The sequence below is a fragment of the Streptomyces sp. 4F14 genome, assembly GCF_048159485.1.
In the GTDB taxonomy this organism is placed as follows: domain Bacteria; phylum Actinomycetota; class Actinomycetes; order Streptomycetales; family Streptomycetaceae; genus Streptomyces.
On record NZ_JBLRVY010000002.1, the window covers coordinates 379,916 to 396,234 of the forward strand.

Annotated in this window: 15 protein-coding genes; 9 read left to right on the forward strand and 6 right to left on the reverse strand. The window is 71.7% G+C overall.

The window, feature by feature from the left end:
- Window positions 1-25: 25 nt before the first annotated feature.
- Window positions 26-445 carry a CBS domain-containing protein gene (locus tag ACLZOT_RS04005; protein WP_416967284.1) on the forward strand — a complete coding sequence of 140 codons (420 nt, stop codon included), beginning with the start codon at window positions 26-28 and terminating at the stop codon, window positions 443-445.
- 36 nt (window positions 446-481) lie between these two features.
- Here ACLZOT_RS04005 and ACLZOT_RS04010 read toward each other — a convergent pair whose 3' ends face one another.
- On the reverse strand, window positions 482-1,609 hold the full coding sequence (locus ACLZOT_RS04010; RefSeq protein WP_416967285.1) for a magnesium and cobalt transport protein CorA: 1,128 nt from the start codon (window positions 1,607-1,609) through the stop codon (window positions 482-484).
- A 222-nt stretch (window positions 1,610-1,831) separates the two neighbouring features.
- Here ACLZOT_RS04010 and ACLZOT_RS04015 point away from each other — a divergent pair, with 222 nt between their 5' ends.
- On the forward strand, window positions 1,832-2,626 hold the full coding sequence (locus tag ACLZOT_RS04015; RefSeq protein WP_416967286.1) for a methyltransferase: 795 nt from the start codon (window positions 1,832-1,834) through the stop codon (window positions 2,624-2,626).
- 20 nt (window positions 2,627-2,646) lie between these two features.
- On the opposite strand, the gene ACLZOT_RS04020 is transcribed toward ACLZOT_RS04015, so the two are convergent.
- Window positions 2,647-3,555 (reverse strand): carbohydrate kinase family protein, encoded by a 909-nt coding sequence (locus ACLZOT_RS04020; protein WP_416967287.1) that lies wholly within the window; start codon window positions 3,553-3,555, stop codon window positions 2,647-2,649.
- Between the two features lie 23 nt (window positions 3,556-3,578).
- Window positions 3,579-4,487, reverse strand: a complete 909-nt coding sequence (locus tag ACLZOT_RS04025; RefSeq protein ID WP_416967288.1) for a pseudouridine-5'-phosphate glycosidase — start codon at window positions 4,485-4,487, stop codon at window positions 3,579-3,581.
- 99 nt (window positions 4,488-4,586) lie between these two features.
- On the opposite strand from ACLZOT_RS04025, the gene ACLZOT_RS04030 reads away from it, so the two are divergent.
- On the forward strand, window positions 4,587-5,015 hold the full coding sequence (locus ACLZOT_RS04030) for a VOC family protein (protein WP_416967289.1): 429 nt from the start codon (window positions 4,587-4,589) through the stop codon (window positions 5,013-5,015).
- Between the two features lie 17 nt (window positions 5,016-5,032).
- Here the strand turns inward: ACLZOT_RS04030 and ACLZOT_RS04035 are convergent, their stop codons facing one another.
- Both ACLZOT_RS04035 and ACLZOT_RS04040 read right to left on the reverse strand, forming a co-directional pair.
- Window positions 5,033-5,587 carry a methylated-DNA--[protein]-cysteine S-methyltransferase gene (locus tag ACLZOT_RS04035; protein WP_416967290.1) on the reverse strand — a complete coding sequence of 185 codons (555 nt, stop codon included), beginning with the start codon at window positions 5,585-5,587 and terminating at the stop codon, window positions 5,033-5,035.
- Between the two features lie 36 nt (window positions 5,588-5,623).
- Window positions 5,624-6,499, reverse strand: coding sequence for a glycerophosphodiester phosphodiesterase (locus ACLZOT_RS04040; RefSeq protein ID WP_416967291.1), 876 nt, complete (start codon window positions 6,497-6,499; stop codon window positions 5,624-5,626).
- Between the two features lie 275 nt (window positions 6,500-6,774).
- Between ACLZOT_RS04040 and ACLZOT_RS04045 the strand changes: the two genes are divergently transcribed.
- The 6 genes from ACLZOT_RS04045 (at window position 6,775) to ACLZOT_RS04070 (ending at window position 15,015) form a co-directional block, all read left to right on the forward strand.
- Window positions 6,775-7,638, forward strand: coding sequence for an MHYT domain-containing protein (locus tag ACLZOT_RS04045; protein ID WP_416967292.1), 864 nt, complete (start codon window positions 6,775-6,777; stop codon window positions 7,636-7,638).
- Between the two features lie 56 nt (window positions 7,639-7,694).
- Window positions 7,695-9,842 carry an excinuclease ABC subunit UvrB gene (gene uvrB / locus ACLZOT_RS04050; RefSeq protein WP_416967293.1) on the forward strand — a complete coding sequence of 716 codons (2,148 nt, stop codon included), beginning with the start codon at window positions 7,695-7,697 and terminating at the stop codon, window positions 9,840-9,842.
- A gap of 155 nt (window positions 9,843-9,997) precedes the next feature.
- Window positions 9,998-10,576: a TerD family protein gene (locus ACLZOT_RS04055; protein ID WP_010352498.1), complete on the forward strand. Its 579-nt coding sequence runs from the start codon at window positions 9,998-10,000 to the stop codon at window positions 10,574-10,576.
- A gap of 49 nt (window positions 10,577-10,625) precedes the next feature.
- On the forward strand, window positions 10,626-12,554 hold the full coding sequence (locus ACLZOT_RS04060) for a TerD family protein (protein ID WP_416967294.1): 1,929 nt from the start codon (window positions 10,626-10,628) through the stop codon (window positions 12,552-12,554).
- A 232-nt stretch (window positions 12,555-12,786) separates the two neighbouring features.
- Complete coding sequence (locus tag ACLZOT_RS04065) at window positions 12,787-13,800, forward strand: TerC family protein (protein WP_416967295.1); 1,014 nt, start codon at window positions 12,787-12,789, stop codon at window positions 13,798-13,800.
- A gap of 114 nt (window positions 13,801-13,914) precedes the next feature.
- Window positions 13,915-15,015, forward strand: coding sequence for a calcium:proton antiporter (locus ACLZOT_RS04070; RefSeq protein ID WP_416967296.1), 1,101 nt, complete (start codon window positions 13,915-13,917; stop codon window positions 15,013-15,015).
- Here the strand turns inward: ACLZOT_RS04070 and ACLZOT_RS04075 are convergent.
- The gene (locus ACLZOT_RS04075; protein ID WP_416967431.1) at window positions 15,005-16,285 is read right to left on the reverse strand and encodes an MFS transporter; all 1,281 of its coding nucleotides are present in this window, start codon (window positions 16,283-16,285) and stop codon (window positions 15,005-15,007) included. The two genes, ACLZOT_RS04070 and ACLZOT_RS04075, sit on opposite strands and share 11 nt — an antisense overlap.
- Window positions 16,286-16,319: the final 34 nt, after the last annotated feature.

Below are 16,319 nucleotides of genomic sequence, written 5' to 3' on the forward strand. Positions count from 1 at the left end.
GGCCGTCCGGCCAGGGAGGCTGTCCATGACCACCGCCGGAGACATCATGCACCGGGGCGCCCAGTGGATCCCCGAGCACGAGACCCTCGACCGTGCCGCCCAGCTGATGCGCGACCTCGACGTCGGAGCGCTGCCCATCAGCGACGCGGACGACCGGCTCTGCGGCATCCTCACGGACCGCGACATCGTCGTCGGCTGCGTCGCCATGGGGCACGACCCCGCCCAGGTGACCGCCGGCCAGATGGCCCAGGGCACACCCCGCTGGATCGACGCCGGGGCGGACGTCAGCGAGGTGCTCGAAGAGATGCAGGGGCACCGGATCCGCCGGCTCCCCGTGATCGAGAACAAGCGCCTCGTCGGCATGATCAGCGAGGCCGACCTCGCCCAGCACCTCACCGAGAGCCAGATCGCCTCCTGGGCCGAGAGCGTCTACGCCCGCGGCTGAACCGCACCGTGCCTCCGGCGCACCGGCCGGCCGTCCTCACAGCCAGCCGTTGCGCCGGAAGCCCCGGTACAGCGACAGACACGCCGTGACGATCACCCCCAGCACCAGCGGGTACCCGAACCTCCAGCGCAGCTCCGGCATGTGGTCGAAGTTCATGCCGTAGATCCCGCACACCATCGTCGGCACCGCGATCACCGCGGCCCACGCCGTGATCTTCCGCATGTCCTCGTTCTGCGCGACCGTCACCTGCGCCAGATGAGCCTGGAGGATCGAGTTCAGCAGTTCGTCGAAGGCGGCGATCTGCTCGGTGGCGCGCTGGAGGTGGTCCGAGACGTCCCGGAAGTACGCCTGTATCTCCGGGTCGACCACCCGCGCCGGACGGTCCGCGAGGTCCAGCAGCGGACGGCCCAGCGGCACCACCGCCCGCTTCAGCTCCAGCAGTTCACGCTTGAGCTGGTAGATCCGGCCCGGATCGGCCCGGGCGCCGTCCGCCGCGAAGACGTCCGTCTCCACCTGGTCGATGTCGGCCTGCAACGCGTCCGTGACGTGCAGATAGTCGTCCACCACGTGGTCCGCGACCGCGTGCAGCACCGCGGCGGGGCCCTTGGCGAGCTGGACGGGGTCGGACTCCAGCTCCTCGCGCAGCGGGCCCAGCGAGCCGTGCCGGCCGTGCCGGACGGTGATCACGAAGTCCGGGCCGGCGAACACCATGATCTCGCCGGTGTTGACGACCTCGCTGGTCGCCGTCAACTGCTCGTGCTCCACGTAGCAGACCGTCTTGAAGACCGCGAACAGCGTCTCGCCGTACCGCTCCACCTTCGGGCGCTGGTGCGCCTCCACCGCGTCCTCGACCGCCAGCGGGTGCAGGTCGAACAGCTCGGCGATGCCCGCGAACTCCGCGTTCGTCGGCTCGTGCAGCCCCAGCCAGACGAAGCCGTGGCCCTTCTTGCGGACCCGCTCCACGGTCTCCACCAGATCCGCGCCGGACGGGGCCCGCACACCGTCCAGGTACGTCACGCAGTTCACCACCGAGGAGCCCAGCGGCGAGCGCGCGGGATGGCTGAGATCGACCTTCGCGCGCCGCCGCGCCAGCCGGGCCACCCGGCGCAGACCGCCGACCCTGCCCAGGCCGGTGACCTTCCGCAGATTCCCCGCCATGGTCATGTGGATCTCCTCGCCGGCTCCCCGTACACCGCGTTTCCCGCGTCTGGCTGGCCAGTGTGCCAGGTCGGCGCAAGGGTCGGGTAAGCCTGTGGACAACTCCGATTCCGCTTCCGGCCCGCCTGTGGACAACTCTCTTCCCCCGGCACCGGAAGCCATGCGGGGAGCGGATTTCCGGCCGCGTCGACCCCCTCCGGGAACCAGGGTAAATGGGATGATCCGATCATGACGCGAACCGACGGGTATCTCCTCGACAACCGGCGGGCCGAGGCCGCAGAACGCTTCGACGCCTTCGCCACGCTCTTCGACCCCACCACCTTCCGCCACCTCGAAGCGCTCGGCATCGGACCCGGCTGGCGCTGCTGGGAGGTCGGCGCGGGCGGCACCTCCGTCGCCTCCTGGATCGCCAAGAAGGTCGGACCCACCGGCCGGGTCCTCGCCACCGACATCGACACCACCCACCTCGCGCGCGCCGCGCGCCCGCCCATCGAGGTCCGCGTCCACGACGTCGGCGTACAGGAGCCGCCGGGGGAGGGCTTCGACCTCGTCCACGCCAGGCTCGTACTCGTCCATGTCCCCGACCGCGAACGGGCGTTGCGCTCCATGATCAAGGCCCTGCGCCCCGGCGGACGGCTCCTGATCGAGGATGCCGACCCCGCCCTCCAGCCGCTCCTGTGCCCCGACGAGCACGGCCCCGCGCAGCAGTTGGCCAACCGCCTGCGCAACGCCTTCCGCACCCTCCTCGCGGACCGCGGCGCCGACCTCGCCTACGGCCGCCGTCTGCCCCGCCTCCTGCGCGAGGCCGGCCTGCACCGCGTCGAGGCCGACGCGTACTTCCCCGTCGCCTCCCCCGCCTGCGCCACCCTCGAATCCGCCACGATCCGCCACCTGCGCCCGGAACTCCTCGCCGCGGGCCTCGCGACGGACGAGGAGATCGACCGCCACCTCGCGAACGTGGCGTCAGGACAGATGGACCTGGCCACGGCACCGATGATCTCGGCGTGGGGGAGGAAGGGGTAGGCGGGTACCGGAACGTTCCCCTATCGCCCCGCCGGCCGGGCCCCCACCACCTCCACCGCGCGTGCGCCGGCCCGGCAGCCCTCTGCCGCGGCGGCTTCCGGCGGGGCGCCGGTGAGCAGGGCCGCGAGGAAGGCGCCGGTGAAGGCGTCGCCCGCGCCGGTGGTGTCGCGGGGCTGTGCGGGGACGGCGGGGACGTGCGCGAGGAGGGTGCCGGCGCGGGCCACGAGGGCGCCGTGCGGGCCGTCCTTGGCGATGACGAGGGGGAAGTGGCGACTGAGCTTGACCGCGGCGTCGGCCGTGTCCGGCAGGCCGGTGAGGAGGCACGCCTCGTCGCGGCTCGGGAGCAGCACGTCGACGCCGTCCACGAGTTCCAGGAACCGTTCGACGCCCAGCTCCGCGAGGAACCCCGCCGACGCGGGATCGACGCTCACCGGCACACCTCGCGCGCGTGCGGACGCGAGAGCGACCCGGACCAGCTCACGCCCGCCGGACGAGAAGAGCAGATAACCCGACAGATGCATCCGTACGACACCGTCGAGCAGCCCCTCCGACCAGTCCCCGGCGTCCAGCCGCAACGCCGCGCCGCTGTCCGTGAGGAACGTCCGCTCGGCCGCCGCCCCCGAGTCGACGAGGCAGATCACCGTCCCGGTCGGCGCGTCCGGATCGACGACCAGGTGCGGCCGTACCCCGCACGCCACCAACTCCCGCTCGTGCCAGGCCGCCTCCGCCACCCCCACCCGCCCCAGCAGCCGCACGTCCCCGCCTCCCCAGGAGGCCGCCCAGCACGCCACATTGGCCCCCGCCCCGCCCGGCAGCCGCCGTACGACGGCCGCCGTGTCGGTCCCCACGGCCAGCGGTCCCCGGTACCGCGCGACCACGTCGGTGACGACGTCCCCGACGACCAGCAGCCCGCCGTGGCCCCCGGACACACCGGCGCCCGAAGCCCGCCCCCTCAATCCCCCGCCCAGGCCGCCGCGATGCGTCCCGCGAGCCGTACGTTGCCGCGTACGGCCGCCAGGTTGGCTTCCAGGGACGCCCCGTCGGTGTGGCGGACGAGGTAGTCGAGGAGGAAGGGCGTGACGGCCTGGCCGGTGATGTTCTCCGCCTCGCAGGCGCCGAGGGCGTCGGCGAGCACGCGCGCGTGGAGGGCCGGTTCCAACTGCTGGTCCCTGGGGACGGGGTTGGCGACGATCAGGGCGGACCCCGGCCCGTCGAGGAGATCCTGGGCCCGCATCACCCCGGCGACCTCGCCGGGCGTACGGAGCGTCCACTCGACGGGGTGCCCCGAGTCGGACAGGTAGAAGCCGGGGAAGCGGTCGGTGCCGTACCCGGCGACGGCCACGCCGAGCGTCTCCAGGCGCTGGAGCGTCGCGGGCACGTCCAGGATGGACTTGACGCCCGCGCACACCACGGTGATCCGCGTGCGCGCCAGCAGCCCGAGGTCGGCCGACTCGTCCTGGGTGAGGGTCCACTCCCGGTGCACGCCCCCGAGCCCGCCGGTCGCGAACACCCGCACCCCGGCCAGCGCGGCGAGCTGCGCGGTCGCCGAGACGGTCGTCGCCCCGCTCGCCCCGGTGGCCACCGCGAGCGGCAGGTCCCGATGGCCCAGCTTGCGGATGCCGTCGCTGTTGGCGATCCGCTCCAACTGCTCCTTGTCGAGCCCCACGCGCGGCTGCCCGTCCAGCACGGCGACGGTCGCCGGTACGGCGCCCTGCGCGCGGACGACGTCCTCCAGCTCGCGCGCCACCTGGAGGTTGCGCGGCCGGGGCAGCCCGTGCGCGATGATCGTCGACTCCAGCGCCACGACGGGCCGGCCCGCCGCGAGCGCGTCCCGTACCTCTTCCGACACCACCAGCACCATGGGCCCGCCTCCTGTCGGTCGCTCTCCTCTCATCTCTGGCGACCCTCCTGGCCGGTCAAACCCTTGCGGCCTGTGGGAGACACCACCAGCCTTGGACGCATGACGGACAACTCCGCACGTCTCGACCACGTCGTGCTCTGGGTACGCGACCCCGTCGCCGCCGCGGGCTTCTACGCGCGCACGGTGGGCCTCGAACCCGTACGACTCCCCGAGTTCACCGCGGGCGAGGCCCCCTTCCCGTCCGTACGGGTCAACGACGACACCCTCCTCGACCTCATGCCCCTCACCATGGCGCCTCAGATGCGCATGCTTCCCGACTCCGCCGCCAGCGCGGGCCACCCCGTCAACCACCTCTGCCTGGCCCTCCCCGCCCCCGCCTACGACGCCCTCCGCGCCCGCCTGGAATCCCTCGCCGTCCCCGTCTCCTCCGTCGCCCACGGCTCCTTCGGGGCCCGCGGCAAGGCCCCGCGCAGCTTCTACTTCCGCGACCCCGACGGGAACGTGGTGGAGGCCCGGCACTACGACTGACGGGCCGCCCGCGCCGGTCAGAACAGCGGCTCCGGCAGCACCCCCTCCAGGGCCAGCAGCCGCCGCTTGGTCTCCAGCCCGCCCCCGAACCCGCCGATCCCGCCGTCGCGCTCCACGACCCGGTGACAGGGCACCACCACCGGCAGCGGGTTGGAGCCCATCGCCGCTCCCACCGCCTGCGCGGCCTCCGGCTGCCCCACGCGCCGCGCGAGGTCGCCGTACCCGACGACCGCGCCGTACGGCACCCCGGCCGCCAGCTCGCGCAGGACCCGCCGGTTGAAGCCGGAGATCAGCGACCAGTCCAGCGGCAGCGCGAAGTCCCGGCGGCGGCCGGCGAAGTACTCCTCGACCTGCCGGACCGCCTCGGCCAGCACGGGCGAGCCGGGCGCCTCCACCGGGACCGCCCCCAGCCGCTCCCCGAGCCGCTCCAGCGCCCGCTCCCGCACCGCGTCCGTCGCGTGGAACACGACGTTCACCAGCCCCTCGCCGGTCGCCGCCAGGAGCAGCGGACCGATCCCGCTGTCCACGACGGTCCACACGACCCGCTGCCCGAACTCCCCGTCACCGCTCATGCCCCCACGGTACGGCGCACCACTGACAACGCCCCCTCACCCCCAGGACAGGGCGTCCCGCACCACGTCCGGCTTGTTCGTGATGATGCCGTCCACCCCGAACCCGGCCACCTTGCGCGCGTTGACGGCGTCGTCGACCGTCCAGACGTACATCTGGAGCCGCCGGTGGTGCGGCCCCCGCAGCGCGTGCACGGCGGCGACGTAGTCACTCGTGACCGTGGTGTGCGAGGGATTGATCAGATCGGCGAACCGCGCGTAGGACGGCAGATCGGCCACGGCGGGCGTACCGAGGAACCCGGTGCGGACGGCCGGCCTGAGGCCGTGCACCGTACGGAGGCTCGCGGCGTCGAAGCTCTGCACGATCAGACGGCTGTTCAGATGCCAGGGGCTGAGCCACCCCTCGTTGCCGAGCACCTTGATGATCTGCTGCTCGATACCGGGATAGAGCTGGGGATTCTTGATCTCCAGGAGGAGTTTCTGCCGGTGGGTGTCGAGGCGGTTCACGAACTGCTTGAGCGTGGGCACCCGCTCACCCGCGAACGCGGGCCCGAACCAGCTCCCCGCGTCGAGCTGGGCGATCTCCGCGGCGGTGAAGTCCTTCACTTTCCACGGGGCCCGGTCCGGAAAGATCTTCGCCGCATTGGTGGTGCGCCGCAGCGTGTCGTCGTGGATCACCACGAGTTCGCCGTCCTTTGTCCGCTGGACGTCGTTCTCGACCCAGGCGACATCCATTTCGGCCGCTTTGTCGACGGCGGCGAGCGTGTTCTCGGGCGCCTGCGCGGAGGCGCCCCGGTGGGCCACGACGACGGGTGCGGGACGGGCTGCCGCGCTCGCCTCGGGGGCCTGCGCCAGGAGAACCGCGGCGGCTCCCAGAAGAGCGGTGGAGGTAACGGCGGCTACGCGCGCGTGCATGACGACTCCTCGCTTCCTGTGATCACGTAGGGATTCACTGTGACATCACAGGGGCGGCGCGGGAGGAGACCGCGGATGGCCACAGAATGAATGGAGACAGCCACACGCGCTCACCCCAGGCGCACAAGTGGGGCAAGGGCGTGTTTCTTTGCCGGAAAATCGTTCGACCATTCCGGTGGGGGTCATACTCTCTGCGTCAACCCTGACCGCTCGGCGGTCCTGGGAAGGGGCGCATTCCAGGGAAAATCATCAACAGGGCGGAAGGGCAACCCCGCATGCAAGGCACGGTCGACGGATTCAGCTACGGACTCGTCACCCCTCTGGTGGCCTACTTCATGGCCTGCCTCGGTGGCGCCCTCGGTCTGCGCTGTACGACCAGAGCCCTGCTCGTCTCCCACTCCTGGCGCCCCGGCTGGCTCGCCCTCGGCGCGGCGGCGATCGGCTCCGGCATCTGGACGATGCACTTCGTCGCCATGATGGGATTCACCGTCCAGGGCGCACCCATCCGGTACGACAAGCCCCTCACGTACGCGAGCCTCGGCGTCGCGATCCTCATGGTCGGCATCGGGATCTTCATCGTCGGCTACAAGGGGGCGTCGGGAACCGCCCTGTTCACCGGAGGGACGATCACCGGCCTCGGCATCGCCTCCATGCACTACCTGGGCATGGCCGGCATGCAGCTCAACGGCAGGCTGGAGTACAACACGCTCACCGTCGCGACGTCCGTCGCGATCGCCATGGGGGCCGCGACCGCCGCCCTGTGGGCCGCCGGACAGGTCAGAGGCTTCCTGTGGAGCGTGGGCGCGAGCCTCGTCATGGGCCTCGCCGTCACCGGCATGCACTACACCGGCATGGCCGCCCTCAGCGTCCACGTGCACTCCGGTGACACCACCTCCGGCGACTCGCCCGCCTCCCTCCTCGCCCCCATGCTGATCGGCCCCCTCGCGTTCCTGGCGCTCGCCGCGGTCGTCGTCGTCTTCGACCCCCTGATGGTCATGGGCAGACCCGCCGTACCCCCCGTCGAGCACAAGCCCGGCGTCCCCGCCCACCCGGCCGGACACCACACCGGCCGCCGCCCGAGCGTGCGCGCCCGCCGCCGCACCGCCCGCCAGGAAGTCCGCGCCCCGCAGAACCGCTGACCCGTAAAACCCCTGATGGGACCCCGTTGTCAGTGGGGGGTCGTACGGTGGGTGGCATGCGGCCCGTTTCCAGCATCGAACGTACGGTGGCGCCCTTCGAGGTCGTCAGCCCCTACCAGCCCAGCGGCGACCAGCCGGCGGCCATCGCCGAGCTGGCCCAGCGCATCGAGGCCGGTGAGAAGGACGTCGTCCTCCTCGGCGCGACCGGCACCGGCAAGTCCGCCACCACCGCGTGGATGATCGAGAAGCTCCAGCGCCCCACGCTCGTCATGGCGCCGAACAAGACCCTGGCCGCCCAGTTGGCGAACGAGTTCCGCGAACTGCTCCCGAACAACGCGGTCGAGTACTTCGTCTCGTACTACGACTACTACCAGCCCGAGGCGTACGTCCCCCAGTCGGACACCTACATCGAGAAGGACTCCTCGATCAACGAGGAGGTCGAGCGCCTGCGCCACTCCGCGACGAACTCGCTGCTCACCCGCAGGGACGTCGTCGTGGTCGCCTCCGTCTCGTGCATCTACGGCCTCGGCACCCCGCAGGAGTACGTGGACCGCATGGTCCGTCTGAAGGTCGGGGAGGAGATCGACCGGGACGACCTGCTGCGCCGCTTCGTCGACATCCAGTACACGCGCAACGACCTCGCCTTCACGCGCGGGACGTTCCGGGTGCGCGGCGACACCATCGAGATCTTCCCGGTCTACGAGGAACTGGCCGTCCGCATCGAGATGTTCGGCGACGAGATCGAGGCACTCTCCACGCTCCACCCGCTGACCGGCGAGATCATCAGCGACGACCAGCAGCTCCACGTCTTCCCGGCCACCCACTACGTCGCGGGCCCCGAGCGCCTGGAGCGCGCCGCCAACGACATCGAGAAGGAACTCGGCGAGCGCCTCGCCGAACTGGAGAAGCAGGGCAAGCTCCTGGAGGCCCAGCGCCTGCGCATGCGCACGACCTACGACCTGGAGATGCTCCGCCAGATCGGCTCCTGCTCCGGCGTCGAGAACTACTCGATGCACTTCGACGGCCGCGAACCGGGCTCCCCGCCCAACACCCTCCTGGACTACTTCCCGGACGACTTCCTGCTCGTCATCGACGAGTCGCACAACACGGTCCCGCAGATCGGCGCGATGTACGAGGGCGACGCCTCCCGCAAGCGCACCCTCGTCGACCACGGCTTCCGCCTCCCCTCGGCGCTCGACAACCGCCCCCTGAAGTGGGAGGAGTTCCAGGAGCGCATCGGGCAGACGGTCTACCTGTCGGCGACCCCCGGCAAGTACGAGCTCTCGCGCGCGGACGGCGCCGTCGAGCAGATCATCCGCCCCACCGGCCTCATCGACCCCGAGGTCGTCGTCAAGCCCACCGAGGGCCAGATCGACGACCTGGTGCACGAGATCCGCGGCCGCGTCGAGAAGGACGAACGCGTCCTGGTCACGACCCTCACCAAGAAGATGGCCGAGGACCTCACGGACTACTTCCTCGAACTCGGCATCCACGTCCGCTACCTGCACAGCGACGTCGACACCCTGCGCCGGATCGAGCTGCTGCGTGAACTGCGCGCCGGCGAGTTCGACGTCCTGGTCGGCATCAACCTCCTGCGCGAGGGCCTCGACCTGCCCGAGGTCTCCCTCGTGGCGATCCTCGACGCCGACAAGGAGGGCTTCCTGCGCTCGGGCACCTCCCTGATCCAGACCATCGGCCGCGCCGCGCGCAACGTCTCCGGACAGGTCCACATGTACGCCGACCGGATCACCCCTGCGATGGAGCGCGCCATCGAGGAGACCAACCGGCGCCGGGAGAAGCAGGTCGCCTACAACACGGCGAACGGCATCGACCCGCAGCCGCTGCGCAAGAAGATCAACGACATCGTCGCCCAGATCGCGCGCGAGGAGGTCGACACCGAACAGCTCCTCGGCAGCGGCTACCGCGCGAAGAAGGACGGCCGCGGCACCAAGGCGCCGGTGCCCTCGCTCGGCGACAAGGCCCTCAAGGGCGCCAAGTCCACCAAGGCGGCCAAGGGCAGGGCCAAGGACACCGTCCCCACGGACACGCCGGCCGCCGACCTCGCCGAGCAGATCGAGGCGATGACCGAGCGGATGCGCGCCGCCGCGGCAGACCTCCAGTTCGAGGTCGCCGCCCGGCTGCGGGACGAGGTCTCCGAGATGAAGAAGGAACTGCGCCAGATGAAGGAGGCGGGTCTCGCCTGACCCGCGTATCCGGGAGCGCCGCGCCGTACGCGCTGTGTTGCAAGACCGACACAAAACGCGCTCCCGGGTACGGCACTGTCAGTGCCCTTGCGTAGGGTTCTGGAACATCCGCGCAGCCCGCGGGAACAGGGGAAGTTCGAGAGGGGAATCAGCTCGTGACCGTCAACATGACCAAGGGTCAGGCCATCAGTCTTCAGAAGAACGACGGAGGCAGCCTGAGCGCGGTGCGGATGGGTCTCGGCTGGCAGGCGGCCCCCCGGCGCGGCCTGTTCGGTTCCCGCACCCGTGAGATCGACCTCGACGCCTCGGCGGTCCTCTTCGCCGACCAGCAGCCGGTCGACGTCGTCTTCTTCCGCCACCTCGTGAGCGACGACGGCTCCGTGCGCCACACCGGCGACAACCTGGTCGGCGGCGTCGGCCAGGGCGGGGACGACGAGGCGATCCTCGTCGACCTCTCGCGCGTGCCGGTCCACATCGACCAGATCGTCTTCACCGTCAACTCCTTCACGGGCCAGACCTTCCAGGAGGTGCAGAACGCGTTCTGCCGCCTGGTCGACGAGACCAACGGCCAGGAGCTGGCGCGCTACACCCTCGCGGGCGGCGGCAACTACACCGCCCAGATCATGGCCAAGGTGCACCGCGTGGGCCAGGGCTGGTCGATGACCGCCATCGGCACCCCGGCCAACGGCCGCACCTTCCAGGACCTCATGCCGGCCATCCAGCCGGTCCTCTGAGGCCCGTAGCACCACAACCACACAGCACGACACAGGGGGACGACAGGCGATGACGGCCGAGCTGACGCGGGGGCAGAACCATCCGCTCTCCCAGGTCCGCCTGGTGATCAGGGTCTCGGCCGGGGCCCCGGTCGTGGCCGGGGTCACGCTGGGGGACGACCAGGGGCGGGTCCCCGGCCCCGAGTGGGTCGCCCACCCCGGCGCCCCCGCCCTGCCCGGCCTGGACGTCCCTCACCGGGCCGCCGCCGAGCACCGCATCGCCGTCGACCTGGACGCCGTACCAAAGCGCGCGCACCGCGTGCACGTCCTGATCGCGCTGCCCACGGGCTCCGGGGCCGTCCGCTTCGGCGCCTCGGCCGCCCCGTTCGTCGCGGTCGCCGGCGCCGACGGCACCGACCTCGCGACGTTCACCCTCACCGGCCTGGACGCCGAGTCGGCCGTCGTCGCCGTGGAGCTGTACCGCCGCCAGGGCGCCTGGAAGGTCCGCGCCGTCGGCCAGGGCTACGCGGGCGGCCTCGCCGAACTCCTCGCCGACCAGGGCCTGCCCCAGGCCCACCAGGTCGCGTCCACGATCCAGCAGGCCACCGCCCCCACCCCGCCGGTCCCGGCCCCCCTCACCCCGGACCAGAACACGACGCCGTACGACACCCGCCCGACGGCGCCGGCGGGCCCGTACGGCAGCCCCTACGACGACCACCCCGCCGCACCTCCGCAGGGAGCCGGGCTCTACAGCCCGCAGAACGCGCCGAACGCCCCGGCGGGCGGCCCCGTCGACTACACCCACCCCGGCCGCCGCACGACCCCTCCGCCGCCCCCGCCGGCCGCGCCCCCGGCCTCCCCGGGGCAGCCCGCGCGGCCCGTCGCGGGGGACGCGACGGGGTGGTCGATGGAGGAGCGGCTCTACAACCAGGTGTGGGGCATGTTCGAGGACTACGCGCGCACGACCGCCGCGTACCGCAGCGCCGTCGACTTCGCGGACACGCGCATGGAGCGCGAGCTGGACGAGGCGCTCGCGGACCCGCGCGCCCGCATGGGCGGGCAGGCCGACGCCGCGCGGGAGGCGGCCCGCGCCAAGCACACCCAGCTGATGGACCAGGCGCGCGAGGTGCTCGACCGGGACCTGGCGCAGCTCGTCGCCGAGTCGGACGTCGTCGAACCCGCGCTGCCGCCGTCCTACGCGGGCTGGGACAACCCCGTCTGGCACGCCTACCGCGTCCCCGAGGAACTCCCCATGGCCCTGCGCCTGGGCGATCTGCGGCTGCCCGAGAGCGAGCGGCTGCGCATCCCGATGCTGGTCAGGCTGCCCCTGGAGCGCGGCCTGTGGATCGACAGCGGCGCGAGCGGCCCGGCGGACGGCACGGTCGACGCGTACGACGTGCGGCGGCTCGCGATGGACACGGCCGTCGCCCATGTGGCCCGGCTCCTCGCGGCGCACCCGGCGGGCGCGTTCACGGTGCACGTCGTGGACGCGGCGGGCGCGGCGGCGTCGTCCCTGGCCCCGCTGGTGGGGGCGGGCGTGCTGGCCGGGCCGCCGGCCGTGGGCGCCGCCGGGGTGGCGGACGTCCTCGGGCGGCTCACGCGGCGCGTCGACCTGGTGCAGATGGCGGTGCGCGGCGGTGCCCCGGACGCCTTGCCGCCGGACTTCGACCCCGCGCACCAGCTCCTCGTCGTGAACGACTTCCCGCACGGCTTCGACGACCGGGCGGTGACGCAACTGCGCTACCTCGCGGACGAGGGCCCGGGCGTCGGCGTGCACCTGATGATGGTCGCCGACCGGGAGGACGCGTCCGCGTACGGCCCGCTCCTCGACCCGCTGTGGCGCTCCCTGCTGCGGCTGACGCCAGTGGCCGACGACCATCTCGCCGACCCGTGGGTGGGGCACGCGTGGACGTACGAACCGGCGCTCGTGCCGCCCGGCAGCGGGGTGCTCCGGCAGGTTCTCGCGCAGGTCGCGGCCGCCCGCACCAAGCCTCGGTAAAACGCCCTGACCTGCGTTTTTGATCTTTCTTTTGCCAATCGCTTTACCGTTCCTTGGTGATTGGGGTACTGTTTTCCGTACGGAGGGGAGTACTCCCTGACAACTGCGGCGTACCCGTCAATACGGATCAGGCCAGATCCCGGGGCGTCGGCCCACAAGTGGGTGGAAGAGACCTCCGGCAGCGCGACGCGACGCTGAGTATCTGCCGTTACGTACTGCCGGAGGCACAGCAGTGGATGTTTCCTTGACCCTGTGGGTCCTGACGATCGTGGGCCTCAGCGCCCTCATCGCGGTCGACTTCTTCATCGGCCGCAAACCGCACGACGTGTCCATCAAGGAAGCGGGGATCTGGACGGTCGTCTGGATCGCCCTGGCCGCGCTCTTCGGCCTCGGACTCGCGATATTCGGCGGCGGTGAGCCTTCCGGGGAGTTCTTCGCCGGGTTCATCACCGAGAAGTCGCTCAGCGTCGACAACCTCTTCGTCTTCATCCTGATCATGGCGAAGTTCTCGGTCCCCTCGCAGTACCAGCAGCGGGTCCTGCTCATCGGCGTCCTCATCGCCCTGGTCCTGCGGGCGATCTTCATCGCCGCCGGCGCCGCGATCATCGCCAACTTCTCCTGGGTCTTCTACATCTTCGGCGCCTTCCTCATCTGGACCGCCTGGAAGCTCATCCAGGAGGCGCGGGCCGACGGGGAGGACGAGGAGTTCGAGGAGAACAAGCTCCTCAAGGCCGCCGAGAAGCGCTTCGGCGTCGCCGACCGCTACCACGGCACGAAGCTGTGGATCCAGGAGAACGGCAAGCGGGTCATGACCCCGATGCTGGTCGTCATCCTCGCGATCGGCACCACGGACGTCCTGTTCGCGCTCGACTCGATCCCCGCGATCTTCGGCCTCACCCAGGACCCGTACATCGTCTTCACCGCCAACGCCTTCGCCCTCATGGGCCTGCGCCAGCTGTACTTCCTCCTCGGCGGCCTGCTGCGCAAGCTGGTCCACCTCAGCTACGGCCTCTCCGTCATCCTCGGCTTCATCGGCGTCAAGCTCGTCCTGCACGCCCTGCACGAGTCGGGCGTCCACGTCCCGGTGATCAGCATCCCGGTCTCCCTGGGCGTCATCTGCGGGGTCCTGGTCATCACGACGATCACGAGCCTGCGGGCCTCCAGGAAGCAGGAGGCGGCCGAGGCGGCGCAGGGCGGCAGCGAGTCCGGCACCGAGTCCACGCCGAAGGACAGCATCAGCAGCTGATCCCCGTACCGCCCGAGTGGTGTCCCGGCAGCGTGCCGGGGCACCACTTTCCCGCGCCCGCCCTCCTCTGGAGCTCCACATGCACCCCGCCACCCCGTCTGCGACGATCGCCGCATGATCACTGGGCTTCGGACGCTCACCACGCGGTGGACGACGATCGTGCCGGTCCTCGCGGTCATCCTTCTCGCCCTCACCTGGGGCCGTGACCTCCCCGGCGCGGTCGTCGCCCTGGTCACCCTGGTCCTCGCCGGAGCCGTCCTCGCGGCGGTCCACCACGCCGAGGTCATCGCCCACCGGGTCGGCGAACCCTTCGGCTCCCTGGTCCTCGCGGTCGCCGTCACGATCATCGAGGTCGCCCTGATCGTCACCCTGATGGTGGACGGCGGCGACAAGAGCTCCACGCTCGCCCGGGACACCGTCTTCGCCGCCGTGATGATCACCTGCAACGGCATCCTCGGCCTGTGCCTGCTCGTCGCCTCCCTGCGGCACGGCACGGCGGTCTTCAACCCGGAGGGCACCGGCGCCGCCCTCGCGACCGTCGCGACCCTGGCCGTGCTCAGCCTCGTCCTGCCGACGTTCACGACCAGCAAGCCCGGCCCGGAGTTCTCCACGGTCCAGCTCACCTTCGCCGCGCTGTCGTCCCTCGTCCTGTACGGCCTGTTCGTGGCGACCCAGACCGTCCGCCACCGCGACTACTTCCTGCCGGTCACCCACGACGGAGACGTCCTCGACGCCGACGACCACGCCGACCTGCCGACCGTCCGCACCGCCTACGTCAGCCTCGGGCTGCTCGGCCTCGCGCTGATCGGCGTGGTGGGCCTCGCCAAGGGCGTCTCGCCGACGATCGAGTCGGGCGTCGAGTCGGCGGGGCTGCACCACGCGGTCGTCGGTGTCGTCATCGCCCTGCTGGTCCTGCTCCCCGAGACCATCGCCGCGCTGCGGGCCGCCCGCCGCGACCGCGTCCAGACCAGCCTGAACCTCGCGCTCGGCTCGGCCATGGCGAGCATCGGGCTGACGATCCCGGCGGTCGCCCTCGCCTCCGTGTGGCTGTCCGGGCCGCTCGTCCTCGGGCTCGGCTCGACCCATATGGTGCTGCTCGCGCTGACCGTCGTCGTCGGCTCCCTGACCGTCGTACCCGGACGGGCCACGCCGCTCCAAGGGGGCGTGCACCTCGTGCTGTTCGCCGCCTATCTGGAGCTGGCCGTCAACCCGTGACGCCCCGCGCGGCCACCTCCCGGACGGCCGCCACCGGCCGGGTCTCCGGCAGCAGCGCGAAGCAGCCGAGGCTCACCAGCGCCACCACCGCCAGATACGCCGCCACTCCCCACGGCACCTGGCCGGACCCCTCGGCCAGCGCCGTCGCGACGACCGGGGTGAGCGCGCCCCCGAGCACCCCGCCGAGGTTGTAGCCGACCGCCGCACCCGTACAGCGGACGCGCGGTTCGTAGAGTTCCGGCAGATATGCCCCGATCGCGGCGAACATCAGGGTGAACGCGAGCAGCGCCCCCAGGACCCCGGCGAACATCGGCAGCGGCTCACCGGTCGCCAGGAGCGCGACCGCCGGGAACATCCACAGCACCGTCGCCGCGCACCCGGTCATGCACAGCGGCCGCCTCCCGAAGCGGTCTCCCAGATGAGCCGCGAGCGGGGTGAGCGCCCCCTGCACGACGACGGCGGTCATGACGCACGTCAGCATGACCGTACGGCTCACGCCGAGCCGTTCCGTCGCGTAGGCGAGCGACCAGGTCGTCACCGTGTAGAAGACCGCGTACCCGGCGGCCAGCGCGCCGGCCGTCAGCAGGAGGCGCCGCCAGTGGCGGACGAACACCTCGACGAGCGGCACGCGCGCGTGGTCGTCGATCTCCAGGAACCGGGGGCTCTCCGTGAGGGACGACCGCAGCCACAGCCCCACGAGCGCGAGCACCCCGGCGGCCCAGAACGGCACCCGCCACCCCCAGGACGCGAACTGCGCCTGCGAGAGGCCCGCCGACAGGCCCAGCATCACCCCGTTGGCGAGCACGAACCCTACGGCGCCTCCCACCGGCGGAAAGCTCGACCACAGTGCGCGCCGTTCGGCCGGCGCGTGCTCCGCCGTCAGCAGCACCGCCCCGCCCCACTCCCCGCCGAGCCCCAGCCCCTGGAGGAACCGCAGCACGAGCAGCAGCACCGGCGCGGCCACCCCGATCGAGGCGTACGACGGGACGCAGCCGACCGCGACCGTCGCGGCGCCCGTCAGGAGCAGCGACACCACCAGCACCGGACGCCGCCCGTAGCGGTCGCCGACGTGCCCGAACAGCATCGACCCCAAGGGGCGTGCGACGAACCCGACCGCGAACGTCCCGAAGGCCGCCAGCGCGCCCGCGAGGGGCGAGAACGTCGGGAAGAACAGTGGCCCCAGGACCAGCGCCGCCGCCGTCCCGTAGGCGGAGAAGTCGTAGAACTCGATGGCCGTCCCCGCGAGCGAGGCGGCGGCGAGCCGGGGCATGGAGGGCGGGGACGGTGATGTCACCGTGCGTACA